This window comes from Mesorhizobium sp. B2-5-4 (assembly GCF_006441095.1).
GTDB lineage: Bacteria > Pseudomonadota > Alphaproteobacteria > Rhizobiales > Rhizobiaceae > Mesorhizobium > Mesorhizobium salmacidum.
Map to the genome: position 1 here is coordinate 136,769 of NZ_VFUR01000013.1, position 24,525 is coordinate 161,293.

At 63.3% G+C, this 24,525-nt stretch carries 24 protein-coding genes; 16 read left to right on the plus strand and 8 right to left on the minus strand.

Going from position 1 to position 24,525, the window contains the following annotated elements:
* Nucleotide 1 precedes the first annotated feature (1 nt).
* On the plus strand, nt 2-205 hold the full coding sequence (locus tag FJ492_RS18050; protein WP_281408173.1) for a hypothetical protein: 204 nt from the start codon (nt 2-4) through the stop codon (nt 203-205).
* A gap of 14 nt (nt 206-219) precedes the next feature.
* On the opposite strand, the gene FJ492_RS18055 is transcribed toward FJ492_RS18050, so the two are convergent.
* The 3 genes from FJ492_RS18055 to FJ492_RS18065 form a co-directional block, all read right to left on the minus strand.
* Nucleotides 220-639 (minus strand): VOC family protein, encoded by a 420-nt coding sequence (locus tag FJ492_RS18055; RefSeq protein ID WP_140717546.1) that lies wholly within the window; start codon nt 637-639, stop codon nt 220-222.
* A gap of 24 nt (nt 640-663) precedes the next feature.
* A complete protein-coding gene (locus FJ492_RS18060) occupies nt 664-2,679 on the minus strand; it encodes an amidase (protein WP_140771288.1) in 2,016 nt (671 codons plus the stop codon).
* Nucleotides 2,680-2,771: 92 nt separating this feature from the next.
* Nucleotides 2,772-3,698: a LysR substrate-binding domain-containing protein gene (locus tag FJ492_RS18065; RefSeq protein ID WP_140771290.1), complete on the minus strand. Its 927-nt coding sequence runs from the start codon at nt 3,696-3,698 to the stop codon at nt 2,772-2,774.
* 84 nt (nt 3,699-3,782) lie between these two features.
* On the opposite strand from FJ492_RS18065, the gene FJ492_RS18070 reads away from it, so the two are divergent.
* The 5 genes from FJ492_RS18070 (at nt 3,783) to FJ492_RS18090 (ending at nt 7,979) form a co-directional block, all read left to right on the plus strand.
* On the plus strand, nt 3,783-4,613 hold the full coding sequence (locus FJ492_RS18070) for a class I SAM-dependent methyltransferase (RefSeq protein ID WP_140771292.1): 831 nt from the start codon (nt 3,783-3,785) through the stop codon (nt 4,611-4,613).
* An 11-nt stretch (nt 4,614-4,624) separates the two neighbouring features.
* The gene (locus FJ492_RS18075) at nt 4,625-5,134 is read left to right on the plus strand and encodes a hypothetical protein (protein ID WP_140771294.1); all 510 of its coding nucleotides are present in this window, start codon (nt 4,625-4,627) and stop codon (nt 5,132-5,134) included.
* A 156-nt stretch (nt 5,135-5,290) separates the two neighbouring features.
* On the plus strand, nt 5,291-5,521 hold the full coding sequence (locus FJ492_RS18080) for a hypothetical protein (protein ID WP_140771296.1): 231 nt from the start codon (nt 5,291-5,293) through the stop codon (nt 5,519-5,521).
* A gap of 76 nt (nt 5,522-5,597) precedes the next feature.
* Complete coding sequence (locus FJ492_RS18085; protein WP_140509276.1) at nt 5,598-5,798, plus strand: hypothetical protein; 201 nt, start codon at nt 5,598-5,600, stop codon at nt 5,796-5,798.
* 477 nt (nt 5,799-6,275) lie between these two features.
* Nucleotides 6,276-7,979, plus strand: a complete 1,704-nt coding sequence (locus tag FJ492_RS18090) for a phospholipase D-like domain-containing protein (protein ID WP_140771298.1) — start codon at nt 6,276-6,278, stop codon at nt 7,977-7,979.
* A gap of 70 nt (nt 7,980-8,049) precedes the next feature.
* Here the strand turns inward: FJ492_RS18090 and FJ492_RS18095 are convergent, their stop codons facing one another.
* Entirely contained in the window at nt 8,050-9,249 is a 1,200-nt protein-coding gene (locus tag FJ492_RS18095; RefSeq protein ID WP_140771342.1) for an alpha-D-ribose 1-methylphosphonate 5-triphosphate diphosphatase, read from the minus strand.
* Between the two features lie 381 nt (nt 9,250-9,630).
* Between FJ492_RS18095 and FJ492_RS18100 the strand changes: the two genes are divergently transcribed.
* From FJ492_RS18100 to FJ492_RS18125, 6 genes are all read left to right on the plus strand, one after another.
* Nucleotides 9,631-12,792, plus strand: a complete 3,162-nt coding sequence (locus tag FJ492_RS18100; protein ID WP_140771300.1) for an AAA family ATPase — start codon at nt 9,631-9,633, stop codon at nt 12,790-12,792.
* A gap of 23 nt (nt 12,793-12,815) precedes the next feature.
* Nucleotides 12,816-13,970, plus strand: coding sequence for a YcaO-like family protein (locus FJ492_RS18105; protein WP_140771302.1), 1,155 nt, complete (start codon nt 12,816-12,818; stop codon nt 13,968-13,970).
* 5 nt (nt 13,971-13,975) lie between these two features.
* Complete coding sequence (locus FJ492_RS18110; protein ID WP_140717439.1) at nt 13,976-14,698, plus strand: TfuA-like protein; 723 nt, start codon at nt 13,976-13,978, stop codon at nt 14,696-14,698.
* A 79-nt stretch (nt 14,699-14,777) separates the two neighbouring features.
* A complete protein-coding gene (locus FJ492_RS18115; protein WP_140771304.1) occupies nt 14,778-15,959 on the plus strand; it encodes a hypothetical protein in 1,182 nt (393 codons plus the stop codon).
* 33 nt (nt 15,960-15,992) lie between these two features.
* A complete protein-coding gene (locus tag FJ492_RS18120; protein WP_140771306.1) occupies nt 15,993-16,697 on the plus strand; it encodes a hypothetical protein in 705 nt (234 codons plus the stop codon).
* A gap of 95 nt (nt 16,698-16,792) precedes the next feature.
* Nucleotides 16,793-17,374 carry a GNAT family N-acetyltransferase gene (locus tag FJ492_RS18125; protein ID WP_246676058.1) on the plus strand — a complete coding sequence of 194 codons (582 nt, stop codon included), beginning with the start codon at nt 16,793-16,795 and terminating at the stop codon, nt 17,372-17,374.
* Between the two features lie 62 nt (nt 17,375-17,436).
* On the opposite strand, the gene FJ492_RS18130 is transcribed toward FJ492_RS18125, so the two are convergent.
* Complete coding sequence (locus FJ492_RS18130) at nt 17,437-18,495, minus strand: aminopeptidase (protein WP_140771308.1); 1,059 nt, start codon at nt 18,493-18,495, stop codon at nt 17,437-17,439.
* A 257-nt stretch (nt 18,496-18,752) separates the two neighbouring features.
* Between FJ492_RS18130 and FJ492_RS18135 the strand changes: the two genes are divergently transcribed.
* Together FJ492_RS18135 and FJ492_RS18140 are read left to right on the plus strand one after the other, a co-directional pair.
* Nucleotides 18,753-19,505, plus strand: a complete 753-nt coding sequence (locus tag FJ492_RS18135) for an SDR family oxidoreductase (RefSeq protein ID WP_140771310.1) — start codon at nt 18,753-18,755, stop codon at nt 19,503-19,505.
* Nucleotides 19,502-20,428 (plus strand): sigma-70 family RNA polymerase sigma factor, encoded by a 927-nt coding sequence (locus tag FJ492_RS18140; RefSeq protein WP_140771312.1) that lies wholly within the window; start codon nt 19,502-19,504, stop codon nt 20,426-20,428. Before FJ492_RS18135 ends, FJ492_RS18140 begins: the two co-directional genes overlap by 4 nt.
* Before the next feature lie 80 nt (nt 20,429-20,508).
* On the opposite strand, the gene FJ492_RS18145 is transcribed toward FJ492_RS18140, so the two are convergent.
* From FJ492_RS18145 to FJ492_RS18155, 3 genes are all read right to left on the minus strand, one after another.
* The gene (locus FJ492_RS18145) at nt 20,509-21,132 is read right to left on the minus strand and encodes an FMN-binding negative transcriptional regulator (protein ID WP_140717427.1); all 624 of its coding nucleotides are present in this window, start codon (nt 21,130-21,132) and stop codon (nt 20,509-20,511) included.
* A 129-nt stretch (nt 21,133-21,261) separates the two neighbouring features.
* Nucleotides 21,262-22,410, minus strand: a complete 1,149-nt coding sequence (locus tag FJ492_RS18150) for an amidohydrolase (RefSeq protein ID WP_140771314.1) — start codon at nt 22,408-22,410, stop codon at nt 21,262-21,264.
* 108 nt (nt 22,411-22,518) lie between these two features.
* Nucleotides 22,519-22,974, minus strand: coding sequence for a hypothetical protein (locus FJ492_RS18155; RefSeq protein WP_140771316.1), 456 nt, complete (start codon nt 22,972-22,974; stop codon nt 22,519-22,521).
* A gap of 213 nt (nt 22,975-23,187) precedes the next feature.
* On the opposite strand from FJ492_RS18155, the gene FJ492_RS18160 reads away from it, so the two are divergent.
* The gene (locus FJ492_RS18160) at nt 23,188-24,048 is read left to right on the plus strand and encodes a xanthine dehydrogenase family protein subunit M (RefSeq protein WP_140509253.1); all 861 of its coding nucleotides are present in this window, start codon (nt 23,188-23,190) and stop codon (nt 24,046-24,048) included.
* A complete protein-coding gene (locus tag FJ492_RS18165) occupies nt 24,048-24,524 on the plus strand; it encodes a (2Fe-2S)-binding protein (RefSeq protein WP_140509251.1) in 477 nt (158 codons plus the stop codon). Before FJ492_RS18160 ends, FJ492_RS18165 begins: the two co-directional genes overlap by 1 nt.
* Nucleotide 24,525: the final 1 nt, after the last annotated feature.

Sequence of the window (24,525 nt, forward strand, 5' to 3'; positions counted from 1 at the left end):
GGTGATGGACACCCGGGATAGCTGGTCTTTGCGGGAACAGCGACGGGAGATCGACGGGATGTTCGACTACCGTTACTCCCAGCTTCTGGACGTGTTTACCCGTCTCATTCTCGCAAGGCATATGGACGAAGCTCTCATCTCCGGCTTGTCGCAAGACAAGCTGGAAACGATCCGCTCATACCTTGCCCATACCGCAAAGCGTTAAATCTTGATCAGGCTCTACCAGTCGGCGACCCGATCGCCGCCGGTAAATTGCGCGCTTTTGCCGGTGTATTCGAACAGTTCGATCTTCACGCCGTTAGGGTCGCGCAGCCAGGCCTGGTAGGTGTCGTCGCAGGCGAGTTTCTTGGCGGTGACGTCGACGTCCATGGACGTGATGTGGGCGATCGCGGCGTCGATGTTCTCGACCTCCAGGCAGAAATGGTTGATCTGGTCCGTCTCGCTGAACCGTGCTCCGTCCTTCTGGAAAACCTCGACATGGCTGCGGCCGCCGCAATTGAGGTAGAAGCCGAAAATCGCGCCGTCGCGCAGGAAGTTGAACTGGACGTCCATGCCAAGGACATCACTGTAGAAGCGCCGCGTCTCTTCGAGGTCATCGGCGAAGATGCAGACATGGGCGAGTTGCTTGACCTTGATCATGGCTGAGCCCGTCCTGGCTGCTCCTCACCCAATCCCGCCGGTAACCGCATAGGCGCCGGCGGTGCGCCCATCATGCAGTCGCAGCTCCGCCGTGACAATGGAGCCGTACGAGCCGCGCCAGACACTGTGGGACCGACGATGCTCGGCGGCAGGGACAAGCGCCCGCCCGGTGAAACACGCACCGCTTCGCTGCATCTCCACGGCTTCCCCGTTGAGATGTACCTTGACGCTGGCCGTTTCGGCAACCTCGCCAACCATTTCGAGTGTGATGGCGATCTCGTCCAGATCACCCGAAGCCCGTGTCACGGCCATAAGCTTGAGCGCGGGCGCCTTGCCATTGCCGGCTCGGCTGGGTTGGCCTGAAAACACATCGCCGGCCAGCTCGGGCGTGCGCGGCGGGCGGGTGCGGCGCTGCGTGGCGCACTCGAAATCGCCGGCCATGCGCAGCAGCTTTTCGTCGTCATAGGCCTTGCCGGCGAAGGTCAGGCCGACCGGCATGCCGATGTCGGCCATGGTGCCCATCGGCACGGTGACGGTCGGGATGCCGAAATGGCGCCAGACCAGATTGCCATTGGCGACCCAGGTGCCGTTGCGCCAGGCAAGATCGGCGGACGCCTCGTTGACGTCGGCGTCCGCCGGTCCGACATCGGCGGCGGCCGGCAGGATCACGGCGTCGAGGCGGTTGTCGTCTAGCCAGTCCTCGAAATCGATGCGCCTTGTCGTCTCCAGTCCCTTGATGCCGTCCTCCAGCGTGGGAATGTCGGCCAACGGCGTGACGCCCGATTTCGCGCGCTCGACATACTGCGCCAAGTCGAAGCCGCCCTCATAACGGTCTGGCAGCGTGCCGGGCGGCTGCGGGAAAATCCTGGGGCCGTCGACCGCGGCGAGATCGGGTAAAGCGGGGTCGGCATTGGCGCGCAGGAAATCGTCCCAGCCCCAGATGCTGAGGTCCCAGAGTTCGCGCTCGGCGAAATCCCGCGGCACCAGTCCGCGCTCGACCATGGTTCGCGCGCCGGGACGGTCACGCTCGTAGTTGGAGACGACGGGAAAATCGACCTCGACCACCTCGGCGCCCAGCCGTTGCAAATCCGCACCCGCCTGTTCCCACAGCGCCAGCACCGAGGCGCGGGTTGCGATCGGCCGGTCGGCCTCGCTGTCGCGGCCGATATACATTCTGGGTACGCCGAGCCGCTTGCCCCGGAGCGACCCTTCCAACGTCATGTCCGTGTAGCGCGGCGGGCGTAGCTCGGAACATCTAGGCAAAGCGACCCAAGGCTGCGCGCGCCAGAAATCGCCTCGGGTTTCCGGATCGTCGGCGACGATGACATCGAGCAGTTCCAGCATGTCGGGTACGCTGCGCGTGTGCGGCACCACCACGTCCATGGTCGGCACCAAGGGCCAGTTGCCGCGCACCGAGATCACGCCACGCGAGGGCGTGTAGGCGACGAGCGCATTGTTGATGGCGGGAGCGCGGCCGGACGACCAGGTTTCCTCGCCGAGCCCGAAGGCGCAGAAGCTGGCCGCCGTTGCCGTGCCGGACCCGTTGGACGAACCCGACGCGAATGCGGCGGTCAGGTAACCGGCATTGTAGGGGCTTTCGGCGCGGCCATAGACGCCGCGCTGCATGCCGCCATTGGCCATCGGCGGCATGTTGGTGAGGCCGATCAGCACCGCACCGCCGGCACGCAGCCTGGCGATGGTGAAGGCATCCTCGTTGGCGACGAGATGCTCGAAGGCCGGCGAGCCGGCCGCCACCGTCAGGCCCTTGACCTTGTAGCTGTCCTTGGCGGTGTAGGGGATGCCGTCGAGCGGCCCGAGTGTCTTTCCTTGCCGGCGCCGCTCGTCGGAAGCGGCGGCATCCTCGAACATATCAGGGTTGAGCACGGGCACGGCGTTCAGCGCGATGCCGTGCCGGTCGAAATGCGCGATGCGCCTGAGATAGGCCGCGACCAGCTCGATGCTGGTGACGAGGCCGTCATCCAGCGCGCGGCGCAGTTGGTCGATCGTCGCTTCGACGAGGTGAAAGCTGGCGTCGGTCATCATTGTTCCCAGGCTGTTGTTTGTTCGCCATGGATGAGCAAGGCCGCCGGCTTCGGCAAGCGCCAATCGCAATTCGTTGCGGGCCAGGTAGCTCAGGCGCGTGCCTCGGCGTCGCCTCGGTGCCTGACATGGTCGATGAACGCGCGCAGCTTGGGCAAGACCTGGCGCTTCCCCGGGTAGTACAGGAAAAGCCCAGGCAAGGTCACGGCAAAGGACCTCAGCACCTCCTGCAACCGGCCGTCAGCGACCGGCACGCTGGCGAGCGGCTGGGGCACCTGGGCAAGGCCGGCCCCTTGCATCGCCGCGCCCAGAAGCGTCGGATAATCATGCGCGATCAGCGGCCCGGAGACGATGGCCTCGACCGACTTGTTGCCGTCGACAAAGGGCCAGGGCGCGGTCGATCCGTTTGACCGGCGCATGCGCAGGCAGGCATGGCTGCGCAGATCCTCGATGCGTTGCGGCACGTTCCGCTGGCGCAGATAATCAGGGCTACCGACGACCACGAATGGCAGCGGCGGCGTCAAGCGCACCGCGATCATGTCGGCGGCGACAAATTCGCCGGGCCGGATGCCGGCGTCGAAGCCCTCGGCGGCAAGATCGACGAGTTCTCCACTGGCGACGATCTCCAGCTCGATTTCCGGATAGGCCTGGCAGAAGGATGCGATGAGCGGCTCCAGCAGGATCGGCACCACCGACGGCGGTACCGAGAGGCGCAGCAGTCCGGTCGGCCGCTGGCCGAGGTCGCGCGCCACCTCGCTCGCGGCAACCAGTTCCTCGAATGCAGGTCCGGCACGTGACAGAAAGCGCTCCCCGGCTTCGGTCAGGCCGACGCTGCGCGTCGTGCGGGTGAAGAGCGCGGCGCCGATGCGCGCCTCGAGCGTGCGGATCGCCTGGCTCATCGCCGACGGCGTTACCTTGAGCTCGGCCGCCGCCTTGCGGAAATTACGATGCCGGGCGACGCTCAGGAAGGCCTCGACGCCGTCGAGCGCTCCCTGCCTGACTGTGAAGTTCTGCTTCATGGCGCATCGACATTATCGCGGATAGTCGCGGTTAGAAAGCGCCTCTATCTCTGCGGCAACGACGGAAATCCAGAGGAAACCGCAATGACGGATAATCTCGACGCAGTGCGCGCTCACTACCGCGCGAGCGGCCTGATCGATCGTCTCAAGACGGCGCTGGCCGCTTTGGGACCAGAGGGCCAACGGCTCATGCCGGAGCAGTTGGCGGGGCTCGACCAATTCCACACCCGCGGGCTGGCGGCGACCGCCGAGCTTGCCGGGTTGGCCGGAATTGGCCCGGAAACGATCGTCCTCGATGTCGGATCGGGGCTCGGTGGGCCGGCCCGTTTCCTGGCGGCGACCCGCGGCTGCCGGGTGACGGGCGTAGACCTCAGCGAGCCGTTCGTCGAGGCCGCGCACTATCTGACCGAACGAATGGGGCTGAGCGAACAGGTAACGTTCGAGGGCGCCAGCGCGCTGGCGCTTCCCTTCGACGACAGCCATTTCGATGTCGTGTTGCTGCAACACGTGGCGATGAACATCACCGAGCGCGGACGGCTCTATGACGAGATCAGGCGGGTGCTTAAGCCGGGCGGCAGGTTTGCCACCTATGACGTCGTGTTGAACGGCGGCGATCCGCATTATCCCGTTCCCTGGGCACGAAGCCCGGCGGAGAGTTTCTTGCTCACCGCGGCTGAAACGCTAGCGCGGATCGAGCAGGCAGGCTTTGAAACGCTGGTATGGCAAGACGACACCGAGGCAGCCAAGGCGTGGTTTTCGCAATTGCGGGCGTCCGGACCGCCCCCTTTGCTCAATCTCGGCCTCGTCATGGGGTCGGACTTCGCGGGAGTTGCCGCCAACCTCGGACGCAATCTCGGGGAAGGCCGGCTGGGCATTCTGACCGCCGTCTTCGAAGCCATTCCGGGCAAGGCTTGAAGGAGGCAGGAATGTCGCCGGCCATGATCTTCGACATCCCTCTCGCTCTGGGCTACGTGCCATGGTTGCTGTGCTTCGGCGCCTATGCCTGGCCCAGGCTCAAAGCGATGGACCGCCTCGAGGCGCAACGCGCCATCGCCACGCTGCACAGCTTCCGCTTCTTCGGGCTTATCTTCATGCTTCCAGGTGTCGTCGGGCCCAATCTGCCGGCTGGTTTCGCCGTCCTCGCGGCCTATGGTGACTTCGCCACCGGCCTGCTGGCCATGCTGGCGCTTCTCACGGCACGCAGACATCAGCTATTCTGGCCGCTTGTCATCGCCTTCAATCTCGTGGGAGCCGTCGACATCGTCGTCGACTATTATCAAGGGGTCCAACTCGCCCTTCCCGATCTGGCAGGGGAACTGGGGGCGGCCTACGCGATCCCGATCCTCTATGTGCCGCTTCTGATGATCACGCACATCGCCGCGTTCTATCTGCTGATGCGTCGCCGGCCCGAGGCGATTCAGGGCTCCCACCCCTGATGAGGAGGGACGGCATCGGCCTCAGTTGCCGCCTGCCTCCTTCATCTTCTCGATGATTTCGGCCATCAGCGGCGGCCCTCGGGAAAAATCGATTTTTTATGCAACCTCTGATGGGTGCGTGCGTTACAGGCCTTACGGGGAGATGAGGTTTGCGACTTGGAGCGTTTCGAGATCCTGTACGAGCCGACAGGCACGTTTTCCATTTTCGACAGATACACCGAATTACCGGTTGCGGTAGAAGGCAGGGCTTTGATCGGGCTCTGTCGGCACGAAGTGCCGCTCGCCCTGCTCGCCGCCATGGAACCCGACGACAGCAGGGTGCCGTCGGCCTCGCTGTTGAGCGGCTGTCGATCATACGAATATCAACGAGACGACTTGCAAGCGTGAATGAATGCTCGCATAAGTTGCGACAAGGCATACAGCATGAAAGAAAATGGTGCCGTTATAGCATGAAGGGGGAATCATGCCCGATCAGAATGCGCTTATCCGCGCAGCTATCGCACGGCTGCTCTCGGAGAAAACCGGGTCTGCCGTGATTTCGATGAAGGAGAGTATCGAGGAACTGCCGGCGACAGCCCGCAAGGCCCAGACCATTGAGACCCTGCAGGATCTGCTGCTGGAAATGGCAGAGGAGCGTGGAATGATGGTGGAGCTCGATCTTTAGCTCCGACCCCAATCGACATTTTGATCGGGTTCGGACCCGGCATGCGTGCCGTTTCGTGTGGCCGAAGGGATTCCTTCAAAATGCAATGTCGTCCGCGCTTCGGATCGGGCGGGAGGGCGCGGCAGGAAACGACCGGCGCGTCCATGTTGCCATAGGAAATAAATCCGCCCAATATTTGGGCTCTTCTTGCCGGAACGCCGGCGCGAGCGGTCCAGGCAATAACCTACCTCTGCAATACGCTTGGCACAAGCTTCGAGTTCGGATGACGCAAAGGTTGAGTTTTGAACTTAATAAGCCGGCGAATTATGTGGCGAGGAATGTTGCCAATTTTATCGAAAAGACGGCAATTTAGATGCATTTTTCGCCCTTCTTTCGTTTGCTGGACTCTCGGATCAAAGCTTTTCTATACTGACTGATCCAGTGCTGATACTGTTGTAGGGACGATAAGAAGCCCTGACAGCGGCGAGGGAGGCTCATGTGGCCGATATCATCTTGAAAGTGTTTGCAAATGCCGACGATGTGCATCTCGTCTGGTCGCATCAGGAGGACATTGAGGGATGTCTGGGATTTGCCATCCAGTGCCGCCGCGGCGCCTCCGCCCCCAACTATCTGTCGAACCGCGTCGGGTTCGAAGACGATACGGAGGTCGACAAGGACGGCAACCGGATCACCTCGCGTTCCTCGCGGATCTGGCCATTCCAACGCTATGACTGGACAGACCACGCCGCCGACCTTGGCGACGTCATTGCCTATCGTATCGTCGCGAGGGTCAAGGGTGCCTCTGGCGCGCTGGAAGACGGGCCGGCGAGCGAATGGTCCGAAATGCTGACACTTTCCGCCGATTGCGGCGACGGTGCGAGTGTCCACTTCAACCGGGGTTATGTGCTGTCGCAGTTCATGGCGCGTTACATGAAGCGCAAGGGGATCACGCTCAAGGAGTTGAAGGAAACCGCCGTCATCGTCAGCAAGAATGTCGACCGTGAGGCGAGGGCTTTTCTGGGCGGCACTTTGCGCGAAACGATGCTGAAGATGATGGCCGAGGTCGCGGCCGATGAGGAGCTGGAGCTGCATGCCGCGCTCTATGAGCTCGGCGACGAGGAACTCATCGACGGGCTGAGCGCCATCGGCAAACGGGCGAAGATCGTCCTGGCGAATGGAAGCGTCGATGCCGAGGGCGAGGACGAAAACGCGGATGCGCGGGCGCGCCTGCGCGGCGCGGATGTTGTCGTGCACGACCGCTTCCTCGCACCGAAAGCACTGGCCCACAACAAGTTCCTGGTCATCGGGCGCGCTGCGAACGACAAGTTCGAGCCGGCCAAGGTGTGGACCGGGAGCACGAACTGGACACCGACCGGTCTCTGCACGCAGCTCAACAATGGCATCATGCTCGAGCATCCGGTGCTGGCAGAGCGGTACGAAGCGCAGTTCAACCTGCTGGTCGACGCAAAGAGCGCGATTTCCGACGACCTGCTGCGATCCAACAATTCGCCCGAGCAAGGCATCGCTTTCGGTGCCGGCGCCATCGACAGCTGGTTCTCGAGCTTGAGCGATGAAATCGACATCAAGGAACTCGTCAAACTGGTGGAAGGTGCGCAGCATGGGGTCTTTTTCGTGATGTTTCAGCCGGGCAACGAGCCGGTGCGAACATTGCTCAGGCTTCAAAAGGAGAAGAAGCTCTATGTGCGCGGCGTCGCGACCCGATTTACCGGCAAGGGTCTCGAGGAGTTCAAGCTGCTGAAGGCGAAGCCCGAGGATTTTTTCCTCGATGCGGCGCAGGACACCGGGGTTGAGAAACCGGTTGGGCAATGGGCCGTGGAAGGTACGGCTGCCGACTTCCAATCGGCCATAGGTCACGCCATCACGCATTCAAAAGTGCTGGTGATCGATCCATTCAGCGACGATCCCATCGTCGTCACGGGCTCACATAATTTTTCGCACTCGGCGAGTGCCGCAAACGACGAGAACTTCATCGTCATTCGGGGCCACAAGAAGATCGCCATGCACTACGCCATCAACGCCATGCAGACCTACAGCCACTATCGCTGGCGTGCCTATCTCGCGGAGGCGGCCAAGGAGAGGAAGGATCCCTTCCAATATCTGTCGCGTGACCCGGACTGGCAAAAGCGCCGGACCTCCGGCGAGACCAAGCGCATGCTGGCGTTCTGGATGGCAGGCACCTAGAGCAATTCCGGGAAAACCGTGAAGTGGTTTCCCGGGAAAAGCGCGCGGCGCTTTCCCCGCGGGAATTGCGTCAAGACAAAGCGTTAGAGCCGTTTGCCATCCCGGGAGGCGGCGAACGGCTCAGCGTGCCGTCGCCGTAGATCATGCGGCCGGCGCGGAAGGTTGCTCGCACACGTGGCACCGGCTGGCGGTCGGCGACGACGAGATCGGCCAGAAGCCCGGCTTCGATGGCGCCGCGATCGGTGAGCCCGAGTGCCTCGGCCGGATTGGCGCTTGTCAGCGCCGCAGCCTTCGCCAGGCCACCGTCGCGCAGCTCCGCCAGGCCGAGCACGGCCGGCAGGATCGAGGCCGGGTGATAGTCGCTGGCCAGCATGTCGAGCAGCCCGGCCTCATAGGCCTGGCGGGCGGAAAGATTGCCCGAATAGGATTCTCCACGCAGCGCGTTGGGCGCGCCCATGGCCGTATACATGCCCAGCCGGCGGGCTTCCCGCGCAGCCTCCAGGGTCACCGGGAATTCGCTGAGCACGGTTCCCAGGCCGTGGACAAATTCCACCTTTTCCAGAGTGTCGTCATCGTGCGAGGCGAGCACGATGCCGCGGGCGCGGGCAAACGCCGACAGGCTCTGCAACGTGCCGAGCACACCGCCATGCCCGTTTCGATCGGCCATGCGCTTGCCGACGACCTCGGATACATCGGCTATCGACATGCCGCGCTCCTTGGCCATGCGGGCGATATACAATTCGACATCGCGGTACTGTCCCTGTCCGGGCGTATGATCCATCAGCGAAACCAGATGCAGCTTGCCGGCATCCATCAATCTTTCCAGCACGCCGACAGCCGCGGTGAACGTCACCTCGAAACGGGCATGGATGCGGTGATCGACCAGAAGGTCGTCTTTCAGCCCGGTGATGGTCTCGATGATCGAAGATGTATGTTCTTCCGAGCGCAGCAAGGCTGCGGTGGCGCTGTTGCCGATGAAGGAGAGCGCGGCATAGGCGGTGGTCACGCCGCAGGAGGCCAGCCGCTTGTCGAGTTCGGCGATGCCGATTGCCATCGGCACGTGGACCCCGCTGCGCGGCTCCACTTCCCGCTCCACCATGTCGCCATGCATATCGATGAAACCGGGCAGCAGCAGGCGGCCGCCGCCGATGAGGTCGGCGTTCTCGACAGGCTGGTCGCGGATCTCCGCGATCCGGCCGTCTTCGATCCTGACAGCGCCATTGGCAATGACGCGGTCGCGCAGGACAATCTCGAATTCACTCAGCCACATGTCCTGTTTCTTCGCGTGATCCCGGTGGGGCGCGGCCCTGTCTGTCCGTTCAAGCATGGTCGTCTCCGAAAACAGCATTCCACATTTCCGATCGCCCTCCGGCCAGGCGGTTTTCAAGGCGTGTCACGTGGATGGTTCATTCCCGAGGATCGGATAAGCTCGGTTGGTGACAGCTTTATTTCGGTCATCGAAGTCATCCCGGCCGCCCACCAAAAGCGGTCGCGGCTAATGTCAACACCACGGGGAGTTTACGCCGTGAGCATATCTCTCCATATGATCCCGGCATCGGCTTTCCCGCCCCGCCCACCGATTAAGTGTTTTGTGAACAGCATCGCACTTTGCTAATATTGCCGTCACTGTGCTCGGCGAGGAAATCGCAGCATGTCGGAGAAGAGCCCGGTCGCGTTGCCGGCGGCGTCGGTGGCAACAGGTTTTCTGGGCGGCAACGGCAAAAATGCGTCCGAAGCCCGGCATGAGCGCCGGATCCTGACCGCGCTCTGCTACGACCTGGTCGGATCGACCGACCTTCTTGCCATCCTGGACATCGAAGAGTTCGAGGAACTGATATCAGCCTTCCAGCGGGCGGCGAGACAGGCGGTCGCGTCGTGCTCGGGTGCCGTCCAGGTCGAGGTCGGCGATGGCGGCGTTGCTTTGTTTCCCGCCGAAATAGACGCCAAGGACGCGGCATCGCTGGCGATCCGGGCCGGGCTCGAAATCATCGACGCCTGCAGGCGGGTCGGTTCGGACCAAGGCCGCGCCGATCTGCATGTCCGGGTCGGAATCGCGACATCGATGACCCTGATCCACAAGGGTGACGCCGACACCGGTCGTGACAATGTCACCGGCCCTGCCTTCGCGATGGCCACGCGGCTCCAGGCCATCGCGCAGCCGGATACGGTGGTGGTCTCGGACGCGACGCGCAACCTGGCGCGACGGTCGCATGTGTTCAGCTTCAGGGGCCCCCATGCGATCAAGGGGTTTGCCGAGCCGGAGCTGGTCTGGCGCGCGCTGAGTCACAAGCGCGAGGTCGACCGCTTCTTCGCCTTCGGGCGGCTGAGCAGTCCGCTCGTCAATCGCGAGGCCGAGCTCGCCACGATCGCCGAAGCATGGGACAGCGCCGTCGCGGGAAACGGCGGCGTGGTGGTGATCGAGGGCGAGGCCGGCATCGGCAAGTCGCGCATTCTTCACGAAGTGCGCCGGCGCACGCGTCACCAGCGCGCGAAACTGCTGCTCTTCCAGTGCACGCCCGGCGGCTTGCGCTCGGCGCTGCATCCGCTGCTACAGAACGTACGCGGCGATCTCGCCGGCAACGAAGGACAGCTGAGCGCTGCCGCCGTGGCGGAAGTATTCCGCGATCATGAGGTCCGCGATCCCGAAATCATCGACATCTTCTCGTTCCTGCTCGGCGCCGAGGGAGCCGATCCGATGCTCAAGGAAATCGACGCCGAGGCGATGCGCGCGAAAGCCAATTGGGCGGTTCGCCACTCGCTCGAAGCCTTGTGCGCCAGCGGACCGATCGTCCTGGTGGTCGAGGACATACATTGGATCGACCTGACGTCGAGACAATTATTGGCTGAGCTTGCACGGTCGGCCCGTCACTTCCGGGCGCTTGTCATCGCGACGACGCGCCCTGAATCCGAAAGCTGGCTGGCAGCATCGAATCCAAGGCATATCTCACTAGAGCCGCTCAACCGCGAGCAAACGCGGCTGGCGATCGCGGCCATGTGGCCGCAAGGCAAGCCGTCAACTTCCCCGGAATTGCTCGACGTGGTGGAACGCGTGACCGGAGGCATCCCGCTGTTCATCGAGGAAATCTGCCAATGGATGACCGAGAACGCGGCCTCGGCAACGGATCGGCTGGCGCGGACCGCGACGCGCAGTCATGCCTCGGTGTTCGAAAGCGTGATCGAGGCCAGGCTCGAAACGCTGGGGCCGGCACGCGAAGTCGCGCGCGCCGCCGCCGTCGTGGGCAATCGTTTCAATCAGGAATTGCTGCGCGCGCTGTTGCCGGAGCTCGACGACGAAATCATCGCAAACGCGCTGGATTCGCTGATGGAGGCCGGGTTCCTGATCCGCGTGCGGTCTTCCGGCGTTCCGGTCCATGGCGTGCGCCATGCGCTTATTCAGGAGACGATCTACAACGCAACGCTGCGCAAGAGACGGCAGGCCTTGCATCGCCGCCTGTTTGCCGCGGTCAGCCGCAACCGAAACCTGGCCGGGTGGCTGGGCACCGCCGAGATCGCCGAGCACGCCGAGCGCGCAGGCCTTCTGGAGGACGCGATCGCTCAGTTCGTGATTGCAGGCACGGAAAGCTCGTCCCGCTCAGCAATGGCGGAAGCGAGGCAGCTACTCGAGCATGCATTGGCGCTCTGCGAGCGCGTTGCGGCAGCCGACACGCGAGACGCGCTGCGGCTATCGGCAATGATCGTGCTCGGTCCCATCCTGACCGCTGTCGAAGGTCCGAACTCGGCGCCCGCCCGCGAATTGTACGAGAACGGCGTGGTGATCGCCCGGCGGCGGCCGGTGGCGGAGCGGGCCAAGTGGTTCCCGATCTACTGGGGTTGGTGGTTCACGGATACCGTCATGGACGGCGAGCGCGCGGAAGTCGTGCTCAGGGATCTCAGGGATGTCGAGGATGCCGAAGTGCAACTCCAGGCCAGGCATTGCGTGTGGGCAATCGACTTCAATCTTGGCCGCCACGACCGCTGTATCGCGGCCGTCGACGCCGGACTGTCGCTCTATGAGCACGGCCAGGGCAAAGCCAATGCCGCGTTGTTCGGCGGGCATGACGCGAGGGTCTGCGGGCTCGCCCACCGCGCCTTGTCGCTGTGGTTCGTCGGAAAGCCGGCAAGCGCGATCCATTCGATGTCGGAAGCTAGGAACTGGGCGCAGCTAACCGAACATGCCGGCAGCATCGCGCATGCCTACCTCAACGAGGCGATGCTGCATTGCTATCGCCGCGATTTTTCGATGCTGCGAAGCGTGATAGCGGATTTGCGCCACTTGACGGAGCGCCATTATATGCCCGCCCTGGCCGCCGCGGCGCAAATCTTCGAAGGCTGGTGCGACGGCAACGCCGGCCAGGTCGAGAGCGGCAGGGAAAAAATGCGGCAAGGCCTTGGCCTCCATGGCGCGTTCCAGACGCCTGAGGACGAACCGGTCTATTGCAGCATGCTGGCAGAGCTTTTGACACGAACCGCCGAGGTCGATGAGGCGCTCGCGCTGCTGGGCTCGGCCGTGGCGCAGGCCGAGGCCGGAGGCAGCCGCTTCTGGCTGGCGGAGCTCTACCGGCGAAGGGCGGAGCTACTTCTTCTCCAGGGCGATGCGGAGGCGGACATAATCGCTGCCCTCGAAAAGAGCATCGCCATAGCCGCGGAGCAAAGCGCTGTGCCTTTCCTCGTCGGTACATACGAGACCCTTCAATCATCAGGCCTGTCACCTGAACTGTCGTCGCGCTATCGCGATCGGGTCGAACGTGCGAAATCCGCTCTCGAGCCGGGCGCCGCGCTGATCGTCAATCCCGAATCGGCCGTTCAGCACTAGCCGGCCCTGCAAGAGTATCCGCGATGCTGGAGCGATATGAACGCCTGGGTCCGCCGCCCGATGAGGCGCTGGCGAGACTGATGAAGATGCGCGAAGGCTTGGGCATCACGCGGATCGCCGACATTACCGGGCTCGACCAACTCGGCATCCCGGTCGTGCAAGTGACAAGACCTTTCTCGCTCTCCAACGCGGTCGCGCAAGGGAAGGGCGCCACCCTGGCGCAAGCCGCGATATCGGCCATGCTGGAATCGGCCGAGAGCTTCTTTGCGGAGCAGGTGGCGAATTTCGACACAGTCGTCGGCCGCGCCGATCTGTTGGGCATCCCGCCCGATCGTTTCGAAAGGCATCTCCAGGGTGGCACCGCGCCCGGATGGCGCGGCAGGGAGACGGCGTGGGTAGCCGCGGACAATCTTCTTACCGGCAGCCGCGACCTAGTCCCTTTCGAGCTCGTGCACACCGCCTATGTGTTGCCGTCACTGCCCCATGACGGCATTTTCGCGGCATCGACGAGCGGTTTGGCCGCGGGCTTCGAGGAGCCCGATGCCATCGTTCATGGCATGCTTGAATGCATCGAACGCGACGCGATCGCCACGGCATACCGGACCCACGGGTTTTTCCACCGTCAACGCATCGATACCGAGACGATCGATGATCCGTCGCTCCGCGATCTCCTGGAAACCTTGGCGGCCAAGAACGTGCTGGTCGGCCTTTGGCAAGCTTTGTCGCCGTTGGGTATACCGGTGGTGTGGTGCCATTTGCTGGAGGACGAACCGACGGAAATGGTCCTTTTGGATCATCCGGCCGATGGTTCGGCTGCCGGTTTCAGTCCCGCCGGCGCCGCGGCGCACGCCATCCACGAAGCGGCCCAGGCCCGTCTGGCGGCGATCTCGGGCGCGCGCGACGACCTGACGCGTGCGTTCTATCGGAAATACCCGGATCGGCGGATGATCGCAGCGCATCGCCGGCTCCTCCGCGATGGCCCGCGCAGCGTGGATTTCCGCGCGCTCGCCGAGCAGAAATTCAACACGGCGTCGGACGGGCTGTCGGTCCTCTTGGCAATTCTCGAAGAGAGAGGGTTCGATGCGGTTCACCTAATCCGGGTGGGAACGAAACCGCTCGACGCCCTGTCGGTTGTCAGGATCGTCATCCCCGCCTTGCAGCCGCTCTTGCAGGAGTAGAGACCATGCGCCCGAAACTCGTCTTCACCGGCCCTACCGTGTCCCATGCCGATGCGTTGAAGGTCGTCGACGCGGTATGCCTTCCCCCGGCCGTGCAAGGTTCGATCGTTTCGGCCGTGCAGCATTTCGACCCGAGTGCGATCCTTGTAATAGACGGCGGTTTTCAGGCCGAGCCGGCGGTTCGGCACAAGGAAATCCTGTGGGCCCTCAGCCGCGGCATTCATGTCGTCGGCGCGGCCAGCATGGGTGCGCTTCGAGCAGCCGAGCTGTTCCCTCATATGCAAGGCGTCGGGCTTATCTACCGATGGTATCGCCGCTTCGCCTTTGCACCCGACGACGCGGTAGCGGTATTGCACGGACCAGCCGAGGTGAATTTCGCTCAATTGACGCATGCGCTGATTGACCTACGCCGGACCGTTCGCGCCGCTTGCCGGCGCGGCGTGATTTCACCCGAACAGCAGGCGAGGCTCGAGGGGGCGGCGCAGGCCGTCAACTTTCGCGAGCGCACCCTGGCACGGATGGTCCGGGATGCGCACGACGGCAAGGACGACGTCGAGAATTTGTGCAGGGAACTCGGCGCGGCTTTCGTCCAGCAAAAAAAGCAAGATGCCCTGCGGGCACTCGAACTTTTGCGGGAGCAAGCATTTGAAAAAGCACACCCCATGCCGGAATTGCAGCTAACCTCGGCCTTCTCCAAGGATATGGATGATGCGGGGCTGGCGCTATAGGCCCTGGCCTCTTGGCGGTCGATGATTTACGTAACGTAAGCGCCGTGATACGGTCATAGGCTCAGAGGGGGCCAAGCAATTGGACGCGGTCGATCGTGTCGTTGCGCAAGATCCCGCGTTGGGAACGCGGTTCCTGGTCTACGCGCAGGTCCCTCACCTTTCGGGTTACGGAACACCTGAGACAGTATGGATTTCTACTCCACCGGATCTGATCCGCCCCGGTCCGGAAGATCACCGCATCTACGTTCGCGATCCGCTCCTCGACAAGGAGCCTTACGACTACCCTTATCTGCCACCCTTTGCCGGCGAAATCTTTCCGCCCGCGGAGGCTGGCTTTGACGGCCATTTCGATCAGCTTTCCCCGACATCGAGGCAGTTCCTTTCCGCGCACGCTTTCGCCTCGGTCAGCCGCGTGCTGGACATCTGGGAAAGCTACCTCGGCAAACCGATTGTCTGGTATTTCGCCGAGACGTACGAGCGGCTCGAAATTATCCCGTTCGTCGACTGGGAGAATGCGCAATCGGGTTATGGCTATCTGGAACTCGGCCGAGAGCGCGGCATCGACGGAGGCAACTATCCCTATGCGCTCAACTTTGACGTGATCGCACATGAGGTCGGCCACGCAATCTTGTTTTCGCTGTTCGGGACACCAGCCGGCGGCCTGACTCAAGGCGATTTCGGGCCGTTCCACGAAGCCAGCTCGGATCTGGTCTCGCTCTTGTCCTTCCTGAATTTCGACAGCGGCATGGACCGGCTGCTGCGGCACTGCGATGGCAACCTGCTTGTTCTCAACGAATTGAACCGGATTGCCGAACTGACTGGCGATCGGCAGATCCGCCTCGCCAGCAACGCACGCCGCATGTCGGAGGTGACGGCGGAAATCCATGACAGGTCACGGCCGTTCACGGGAGCTGTGTTCGACACGATCGTCGACGTCTACCACGCGGCATTGGTGCACGAGGGGTTGGCCGACGAGCGGCTGCTGGGGATCGATATCAGGGATGTCGACCAGTCCGACATGCAGCGCATCTCGGATTTCACGTCCCGCGCCTTCCGCGCTCGGCCCTTCATGTTCAAGAGCATGCTGATCAGAGCTAGGGACGAAGTGGCCCTCACACTTGCTCAGGCATGGCCGCGCCTCGATGCGGATGACCTGACCTTCGAGAATGCCGCTGCCACGCTGGTCGATGTCAGCGACCGGCTGGCGCCCGCGCTTGCGGAAAAGTTTGAAGAAAACTTCAGATGGCGAGAGATTCTATGAACTGATCGATTGCAACAAAAGGGAGCGAGGAAAATGAGCGACGACTATCACCGACCGACATTGACGTTTCCATCGGGCGCTTACAACGCGACACAGGTCAGGCTTTACGGTATCGCCCCAGGCGGCGGAGATCTTGTTTACCCCAATCATCCAAAAAACCTTGAGAGCTCGGACTTCGCAATATCAGTTCGATCACAATCGGATGATATAAGTCAAAATGAGCAATTTCTGACGCAATTGGGTGATTCAAAACTTACAAAGGAAGAATTTCTTAACTTGATTGCAAATCGAAGAATCAACGGATTTCCCGATGGGTTTGGCTACGCGACTCAGATTTCCTTAGCCGTGCGAAATATCGGATTTATCGTGATTTCTACGGTGGTGTCATTCGATGAGGCATATAAGAGCGGAAAAGTACTGTCATCTGGAATTATCGTCGGGTATTCATATGATGGGCATTGCTTTGATCTTCCAAAACCGAAGATCATGCTTCTCCCAGTTCTCCCTCAAATGATACCTCTCGACGATTGCGGGTATGATAAGAAATTTAATAAGCATGGCTCGGAGAAATATATGCTCTGGATTGTCGATAAGCTTGACGAATGCGTGGAATTCGAAATGAACCAAGGGTTTGTCGAGCAGATCGTCCTCGAGGCGAACCTGCCAGGCAAGCGTGCACCGACGATGTACGCATCCAAGATGACGATGGGACACCGTGGCGGAAAGCTGAGCGAATAGTCTCTCATGTTCCCCGTCAAGGTTGAAGGCAAGAAGGCTCGCCTGCCTGGCGGGTTTGCCATGAGTCGGATCGGCTGAGCTGCACAGGGCTGGGGATGGAACTCAGAGACGGCGGTCCATTGTCCTCCATGGAAGCAGTTCCCAGGCTCACCACGGCAAGGCTCGTGCTTCGGGCGCCGGGCGAGCGGGATATCCCGGCGTGGTTCGCGCGCGCGAGCGATGTCGAATCCGCCTCCCTTGCAGGCGATCCCGTTGCCGACGACATCAGCGCGGGCAAGCGATGGCTCGCCCTTGCGCGTCAGCGGTTCGCCGACCGCAAGGCGATCAAATGGTCGATAGACCAGGCAGGCGTGTCGGAGGCGATCGGGACGACAACCCTGTCCTTCGCAATCGACGCCAAGGCAGCCGCATTGGGATTTGTGCTGGGGCGTGCGCATTGGGGGCAGGGGCTCGGCAGCGAGGCCGCGCGCGAAGTCATTCGCTATGCTTTTGAGACCCTGGCGCTTGACCATCTGACGGCCGAGGCGGCGGCGCGCAATGTCGCGTCGCTGCGGATCTTGGCGAAGCTCGGCTTCAAACATATCGAAAGCTTCGTCGATGAGTCCGACGGCGAGCACTGCGAGCGTTTTGCGCTCGACGCAGACGACGGAACGTCACTCTTGGCGAGCCAGGCTTAGGGCCATCCGCTTGCGGCCCCAGCCGACATCTGAGCACGCCAAAAGCCCCGTGCTTGTTCAAGTCAATCACAGGAAGTCGCAGCCTTAAGCGCTTCGGCACGGGCAGGTTCGGGCAAATTCGCGATCCTTCGAACGGAAGCGTAGAACCTCGGATAATCGCCGGAGCACAGGTCGAACAGGCGAAGAAACGCCGGAACCTGTTCGCCGTAGACAGAAGTCGCGGCGAGCTTTGCATTGTTGATCGGGGCGTTGAACCAGGCGTCGTATCCCCGGTATCCGGCCCAGCGTCTGTCGCGCATTTGCCGGTAGCGTGTCCGCAGGCTGTCGAGCGTGGCTGCCTTGGCCACCGCCATCTCATCCGGCGTGCGGGAGCTTTCATAGACCTGCCTCAACTCGTCGCGCGTTTTCGACACCAGTCCGAGAAAATCGGCGCTGCGTTTGCGGTCGGCTTCGTAGCGGCGCAATCCGGCGCGATCGCCGGCGGCGCGGAGCCATTTTCTTGTGCCGGTGGTTTCGACGGAAACCGCGAAAGCCTCATTGAATGCGGAATCGCCGTTCACATAGAGGCGCTGATGCGCCAGTTCATGAAAGATAAGGCTCGCGAGATAGGTGTCGTCCTGACGCAGCATGGTGCTGAGCAGCGGGTCACTGGACCAGCCCAGCGTGGAATACGCGGTAATGCCGGTGACATAGACGTCCAGCCCCTGTCCATGAAGTGCGACGGCGCTTTCGGTTGCGGATTTGCGATCGAAGTAACCCCGGTACGGAACGCAGCCGAAAACCGGAAAGCACCATGTTTTTGGCGTGAGCGAGAATTGCGGCGCGGCAAAAACGGCCCAGGTCACTGCATCCCGGTGGATATCGACATAGCTGCGGTAGCTGCTGTTTTCGGGCAGTGCCAGCTCGTCTGTCGCGAAACGCCTTATGGCGCTCGCCGACGTCAATTTGGTTCGCAATGCCGCAGGCGTCGAAGGGGCCTTGATCAGTTTCCCGACGTCTTCGCGCGCGGCCATGATCCGGACATGACCCTCCAGCGATTGCGCGTAGTAGGAAATGCTGGTGCAACCGCTCATGGCGGACGCCACGATCGCCGCGGCAAACAATCGAAAAACGCGCTTCACTTCTTCCCCACCGCTTCGTCACCTGCCCATGGAGCACATGTCCGGCGGACCGTCCACTGGGCATGACCTCGAAGCTGCCGGCCTGCCGCCGGCTCCATATCGGCCGAGTGCATGTCTATCGCGAACCTCTCCACCACGAACCTCTCCAACACACCACGATCCCGGAAGGCCGGGGCGGATGCCAAATCTCGCCCACCCCTGACTCTTTTCCCGATCCTCAAACGTCTTAGCTACAGTGAAACACTGGAGCAGGGTCAATGAGCCTCAGGGACAGGAATATCGTGGTCACCGGCGGCAGCCGTGGGCTTGGCCTCGGCTTGGTCGAAGCGCTGGTCGAGCAGGGTGCAAGCGTGACCGTGGTCGCGCGTGGCGCCGAGGCGCTGGAAGCGGTCGGTGCGCGGCTTGGGGTCGCCACCATTGCGGCCGATGTCACGAACGAGGACGCGGCCTATCGCATTCTTGGCGAGGTCCGCCCAGACATAGTGGTGCTGAACGCCGGTGCCACGCCCCGGATGGGGCGGCTGGACGAGTTCAAGTGGGAGGATTTCTCCATCGCCTGGGAAACCGACGTCAAGGCCGGGCTCTACTGGCTGCAGGCGGCGCTGAACCTGCCGCTCAAGCCGGGCAGCCGGGTGCTGGTCGGGTCGAGCGGAGCCGCCGTCACCGGGTCGCAGATGTCGGGCGGCTATGGCGGCTCCAAGCGGATGCTGTGGTTCATGGCCAAATACGCCAATGGCGTGGCGCGGGAGAAGGGGCTCGGCATACGCTTCCAGGCGATCGTGCCGCGGCAGATGATCCTCGGCACCGGGATCGGCGATGCGGCGGCCGGCGCCTATGCCGGCTCGATGGGCATCACGCCGGAAGAATTCATCACCCGCTTCGGCGCGCCGATGCCGCCCCGGGCTTTCGGCGACAGGGTGGTTTCCGTGCTGGAAGACCCGCAATATGCCGAGGGCGTCGTCTTCGGCCTCAGCGGCGACGCGGGCGTGACGATCATGGAGGGCCCTTGAGCGAGGGAAAGTCAGCCATGGAGCGCAACCGGCCGGAGGGGCTGCTTGCCCTTGCCGCCGCCTTGCGGCCGGAGCTGCACCGCTATTGTTCGCGCCTGATGGGCTCGGTCATCGACGGCGAGGATGTGGTGCAGGATACGTTCGCGCGCGCCTTCATTGCCCTGGACGAGTTGCGCGAGGTGCCGCAACTCAGGCCCTGGCTGTTCCGGATCGCCCACAACCGCGCGCTGGACCTTTTGCGCAGCCGCGCGATCCGCGCCGCCGAGCCCATCGAGGCGGCGCTTGAGATTGCCGACGAGGCCGACCCGGTGGAGATGCTGATGCACAGGCAAGCCGTGCAAACCGCCGTGTCGCGCTTCGCGGAGCTTCCGGTGCCGCAACGCAGCGTGATTATCCTGAGGGATGTGCTCGACGAGCCGCTGGCCGACATCGCCGCTTTGCTTGGCATCACGGTCGATGCGGTGAAGGCGCATCTGGCGCGCGGACGCGCCCGGCTTCGGCGGATCAACGCTGAGGCCAATCCGCTCCCCGATGCGCGCATCGCGTCCGCGGCGACCGTGCGCTACGTCACTCTGTTCAACCAACGCGACTGGGACGGCTTGCGCGCGCTGCTCGCCGATGATGTGCGGCTCCATCAATCCATGCACCCGCCGCGCGCGGGCGCCGCCGACGTCGGCATGTTCTTCACGATCTCCGCCAAGAGCGACGGCTTGTGGCTCAGGCCGGCATGGGTCGAGGGCCGCGAAGTGATCGCGGTGTTCGAAGACCGGGCCGCCCCGAAGCCAAGTCATTTCATGTGGCTGGAATGCCGCCACGGCCGGATCAGCTTCATTCGCGACTACCGCTATGTCCGCTACATTCTCGACGACGCGGACCTGGTGCTGGCGAGGGAAGCCGGCTCTGGTGGCAATGGACGCCGATAGGCGAAGCAGGTCGCGGGCCGGATCGACGCCTGACGGCGGCGGGCGCGGGCCGCCGAATCAAAGGCGAGGCGTCGTGTGCTTTACGACGGGATCAAGGACGAGACTTCGCGGTCGGACGGCCGCTCGCTCGTCGCCAGCCCAGTGGCCACGCCGGCGCGGTCGGCGGCGTTGCGGTTCTGGCTCATCTTGCGCTTGCCTTCGAGCCTCACGACCGGCATGCGCAGGCCGACAATGCCGCGAAGCTGCGACTGGATGAAGTCGGGCGGCGCGTCCGACACCGCCCAGGGCGCGGCGCGCGCCCCTTCATGCAGGTTCGTCAGCCGGGTGACGACCTCCAGCAGCCTGTCCGCATCGTCGAAGAACTCGACCGGCCCATAGGCGTGGACGGCGGCGTAGTTCCAGGTCGGCACGACCTTGCCGGTTTCCTGCTTGGTCGCGTACCAGGCCGGCGTCACATAGGCGTCCGGCCCCATGAAGATGGCGAGCCCGTCGCCGATCGAAGGAATACGCCACTGCGGGTTGGCCCTGGCCAGATGGCCATGGATGACGCCATGCTCGCCCTCGGTTTCGTCAAGAAAGAGGGGCAGGGGGGTGGCGAGCGGCCCGTCCGCCGTGGCGGTGACGAGGTTGGCCAGCCGCGCGGCGCGGATCGTCGCCATGAGGCTGTCCTTGTCGTCGTCGCGGAAGGCGGGCGGCGTGTACATTTTGAACTCCTTGCGTTGGCCTGACAGATGCCACACAATTCGGCCCGTTGGAAATGTCCCAGTTTCGAAGAGTCCAGATGTCCAGTTGATCCGGGACGGAGCCGCGGTGCTGGCCGGGTTGCGCTGAAATCAGCCGAGCAGGTTGCGCGCCGTGCGCATGAAGATCCTCGAGCCGATCGGGATCAGGTCGTCGGGAAAGTCATAATCGGGATTGTGCAGCGCGGGGTGGCGTTCGCCGGCACCGAGGAAGAACATCGCCGACGAGGCGCTGTGGCCGAACAGGCCGAAATCCTCCGAGGCGCGCATCGGCAGGGCTTCCTCGCCATGCGCGACGCTCTCTTCGTCGAGGGCGCGCCGCAGATGCTCGACCGCATCGGGTGCGTTGACGCTGGCGACGAAGATCTCGTGATAGTCCCAGCTGGCGGAGAGGCCGTGGCGGCCGGCGATCTCCTTGACCAGCGCCTCAGTGGCCGCACAGAGGTCCGCCATGCGCTCGTCGCGGCGGGTGCGCAGCGTCGCCCAGACCTCGGCGTAAGCAGGCGCGATGCCGAACACCGCCTCGCCCATTCGCGCATGCGTGACGGTGATCATGGAGAAATCATCATCGGCGAAGGTCGCGCGGCCGAGCGCGGGCAGGGCCGGCATCAGCTCCGAGATCGCCGGCATGGGCGAAGTTCCGGTCTCGGGCATGGAGGAATGCGCGGTCTTGCCCTCCAGCACGATGCGCATGCCGCGCGAGGCGCAGTTGACCACGCCGGGCTTGAGCCTGACCTCACCGAACGGCACGCCGGGCAGATTGTGCAGCGAGAAGGCGAAATCGGGCGCGATCTCGCCGAAGCGCGGATCGGCGACGACGCCGGCCGCGCCATTGCCGGTTTCCTCCGCCGGCTGGAACATCAGCACGACGCGGCCGCTGGCCGGCCGCTCGCGGCCGAACTGGCGGCCAAGCGAGGCCAGGATCGCGGTGTGTCCGTCATGGCCGCACATATGCGACTTGCCAGGCACTTGCGATGCATGCGGCACGCCGGACAGTTCCTCGATCGGCAGCGCATCGAGTTCGGACCGAAACAGGACGGTCGGTCCGTTTTTGCCGCTATCGTAGATGGCGGCGACGCCGTGACCGCCGAGGCCGGTCAGCACCTTGTCCGGCCCGGTATCGGCGAGAAAGGCGACGACCTCGCCCGCCGTCTTCTCCTCCTCGTTCGAGATTTCCGGCTGGCGGTGCAGCTTGCGCCGCCACTCGGTCAGTTCGACAATGTCGCGATTGGTCAGGGTCATGGTTTTTCGCCTCCACTGCAGTCCTGTGCTAGCGATAAACGGCCGTGCCTGCCACGGTCCAACTCCCAGGCTTCGGCGGGCCAGACATGGCACTCCTTTGTGGATCGGCTACCGCACGCGATTGGGGCAGAGCGCCTTGAACTGATCCAGCGTATAGTCGTAGCCCGAGGCGCCGGAGCCATCCAGCACCACGTTCTCGTCGACGGCGGTGATCCGGTAATCGGTCGTCACATCGGTGCCCTTGTTGCGGCCCTGGAACAGCATCTTGGCGCCATAGAAGGTGGTGAACTCGCCGGTCTTGCAGTTGGCGGTGATTTCGAAGTGCAGCGGCGCCTTCATTTCCGCGTCGATGCACTCCTCGGTGAAATCGTGGCCATATTCACGGCAGTAGACGCGCGCCTTCCGCCTGTCGTGTCTGGCCAGGATGCCGGCGTGCGTGGAGCCGATGCCTGACTTTTTGACGATGGTGAGCTCCATCCCGACCCGTGAGCCGTAGTAGAGCGTCGCGGCGCCCGCCGGCGCGGCCAGCATCACGGCGCAAAGTACAGCCAAGAGACGTGGCATGGAAACTCCTCCACTGGGACAGAGGATTGACGCGCGGCATCATCCGGTCAAGCCTTAATGCGGCCCCGCACCTGCGCTTCCCTGGGCGGGCTTCAGGTGAGGTGGACCGCATTTTGCCGCACCTGGCCCAATCGCCTCGGCCCGGGAAACGGATGGTCATTATGAGACGATTGTTTATAACGGTCGCTGAAATCGCGATACCAAGGGGAGACGATGCGCTACATACGTCCGCTTTCAATCGAAGATGCCGTCGGCCAGCTGGCCGGGTCGGCCGGTCCGGCCGCCATTCTTGCCGGAGGCAGTGACCTGCTGGTGAGGATGAAGGGCGGCTTTGTCGAACCCGAACTGATCATCGACATCAAGTCGATCGCCGGCTTGCGCGACATCAGGGAAACCGCCGACGGCTTCAGCATCGGTGCTGCCGTGCCTTGCGCCGTGCTGGGCGAGAACGCCGCGCTCAAGAAGGCGTGGCCTGGCGTCGTCGAAGCGGCGAAGCTGATCGGCTCCAAGCAGGTGCAGGGACGCTGCACCATTGTTGGCAATCTGTGCAATGCCTCGCCGGCGGCCGACAGCGTGCCGGCGCTGGTGGCGGCTGGCGCCAAGGCCGTGGTCGTCGGCCCGTCGGGCAAGCGCACCATTGCCGTGGAGACCGTGCCGACCGCGCCGGGCCGGACATCGCTCGCCAAGGGTGAGATCATCGAGGCGATCCTGCTCGACAAGCGCGCGCCGCGCTCGGCCGATGCGTATCTCAGGTTCATTCCGCGCACCGAGATGGACATCGCCGTGGTCAGCGCCGGCGTGAACCTGACGGTGGACGCAGCCGGCGTCGTGACGGCGGCCCGCGTGGCGATCGGCGCCGCCGCGCCGACCGTGCTTTTGGTGGAAGAAGGGGCGCAGGCCCTGATCGGCCGCAAGCTCGATGAGGCAGCGCTGGAGCGGCTGGCCAAGGTCTGCGCCGGGGCCTGCCGACCCATCGACGACAAGCGAGGCACAATCGAATTCAGACGCAAGGTTGCGGGCGTGCTGGCGAGGAGAGCCGCACAGACCGCCTATGCACGCGCAGGAGGCAAATGATGGCTGGTGTAGCTGTTTCAACCACAATCAACGGCGACAGCGTCGAATATCTCTGCCAGCCCGACGAGACGCTGCTCGACGTGCTGCGCGACCGGCTCGGGTTGACCGGCGCCAAGGAAGGCTGCGGCACCGGCGACTGCGGCGCCTGCAGCGTCATCGTCGATGACCGGCTGGTGTGTTCCTGCCTGGTGCTCGGCGCGGAAGCGGAAGGCCGCCGCATCGAGACCGTCGAGGGCATGGCGCATGGCGATACGCTGCACCCGCTGCAGCAGAAGTTTTTGGAGCACGCCGCCCTGCAATGCGGCATCTGCACGCCCGGCTTCCTGATCGCGGCCAAGGACCTGCTCGCCAAAAACCCCGACCCGACCGAGGAGGAAATCCGCTTCGGGCTGGCCGGCAATCTCTGCCGCTGCACCGGCTACGACAAGATCGTGCGCGCCGTCCAGGACGCGGCCATCGTTATGAAGGGAGCCTGAG

What these genes read in the sequence shown, in the direction of transcription:
- FJ492_RS18095 (WP_140771342.1), bottom strand. Translation starts at nt 9,249, where the DNA reads ATGTGGCTGAGTGAATTCGAGATTGTCCTGCGCGACCGCGTCATTGCC.
- FJ492_RS18055 (WP_140717546.1), bottom strand. Translation starts at nt 639, where the DNA reads ATGATCAAGGTCAAGCAACTCGCCCATGTCTGCATCTTCGCCGATGAC.
- FJ492_RS18085 (WP_140509276.1), top strand. Translation starts at nt 5,598, where the DNA reads ATGCCCGATCAGAATGCGCTTATCCGCGCAGCTATCGCACGGCTGCTC.
- FJ492_RS18160 (WP_140509253.1), top strand. Translation starts at nt 23,188, where the DNA reads ATGCGCTACATACGTCCGCTTTCAATCGAAGATGCCGTCGGCCAGCTG.
- FJ492_RS18105 (WP_140771302.1), top strand. Translation starts at nt 12,816, where the DNA reads ATGCTGGAGCGATATGAACGCCTGGGTCCGCCGCCCGATGAGGCGCTG.
- FJ492_RS18135 (WP_140771310.1), top strand. Translation starts at nt 18,753, where the DNA reads ATGAGCCTCAGGGACAGGAATATCGTGGTCACCGGCGGCAGCCGTGGG.
- FJ492_RS18120 (WP_140771306.1), top strand. Translation starts at nt 15,993, where the DNA reads ATGAGCGACGACTATCACCGACCGACATTGACGTTTCCATCGGGCGCT.
- FJ492_RS18125 (WP_246676058.1), top strand. Translation starts at nt 16,793, where the DNA reads ATGGAACTCAGAGACGGCGGTCCATTGTCCTCCATGGAAGCAGTTCCC.
- FJ492_RS18155 (WP_140771316.1), bottom strand. Translation starts at nt 22,974, where the DNA reads ATGCCACGTCTCTTGGCTGTACTTTGCGCCGTGATGCTGGCCGCGCCG.
- FJ492_RS18165 (WP_140509251.1), top strand. Translation starts at nt 24,048, where the DNA reads ATGGCTGGTGTAGCTGTTTCAACCACAATCAACGGCGACAGCGTCGAA.
- FJ492_RS18150 (WP_140771314.1), bottom strand. Translation starts at nt 22,410, where the DNA reads ATGACCCTGACCAATCGCGACATTGTCGAACTGACCGAGTGGCGGCGC.
- FJ492_RS18110 (WP_140717439.1), top strand. Translation starts at nt 13,976, where the DNA reads ATGCGCCCGAAACTCGTCTTCACCGGCCCTACCGTGTCCCATGCCGAT.
- FJ492_RS18145 (WP_140717427.1), bottom strand. Translation starts at nt 21,132, where the DNA reads ATGTACACGCCGCCCGCCTTCCGCGACGACGACAAGGACAGCCTCATG.
- FJ492_RS18070 (WP_140771292.1), top strand. Translation starts at nt 3,783, where the DNA reads ATGACGGATAATCTCGACGCAGTGCGCGCTCACTACCGCGCGAGCGGC.
- FJ492_RS18065 (WP_140771290.1), bottom strand. Translation starts at nt 3,698, where the DNA reads ATGAAGCAGAACTTCACAGTCAGGCAGGGAGCGCTCGACGGCGTCGAG.
- FJ492_RS18060 (WP_140771288.1), bottom strand. Translation starts at nt 2,679, where the DNA reads ATGACCGACGCCAGCTTTCACCTCGTCGAAGCGACGATCGACCAACTG.
- FJ492_RS18075 (WP_140771294.1), top strand. Translation starts at nt 4,625, where the DNA reads ATGTCGCCGGCCATGATCTTCGACATCCCTCTCGCTCTGGGCTACGTG.
- FJ492_RS18100 (WP_140771300.1), top strand. Translation starts at nt 9,631, where the DNA reads ATGTCGGAGAAGAGCCCGGTCGCGTTGCCGGCGGCGTCGGTGGCAACA.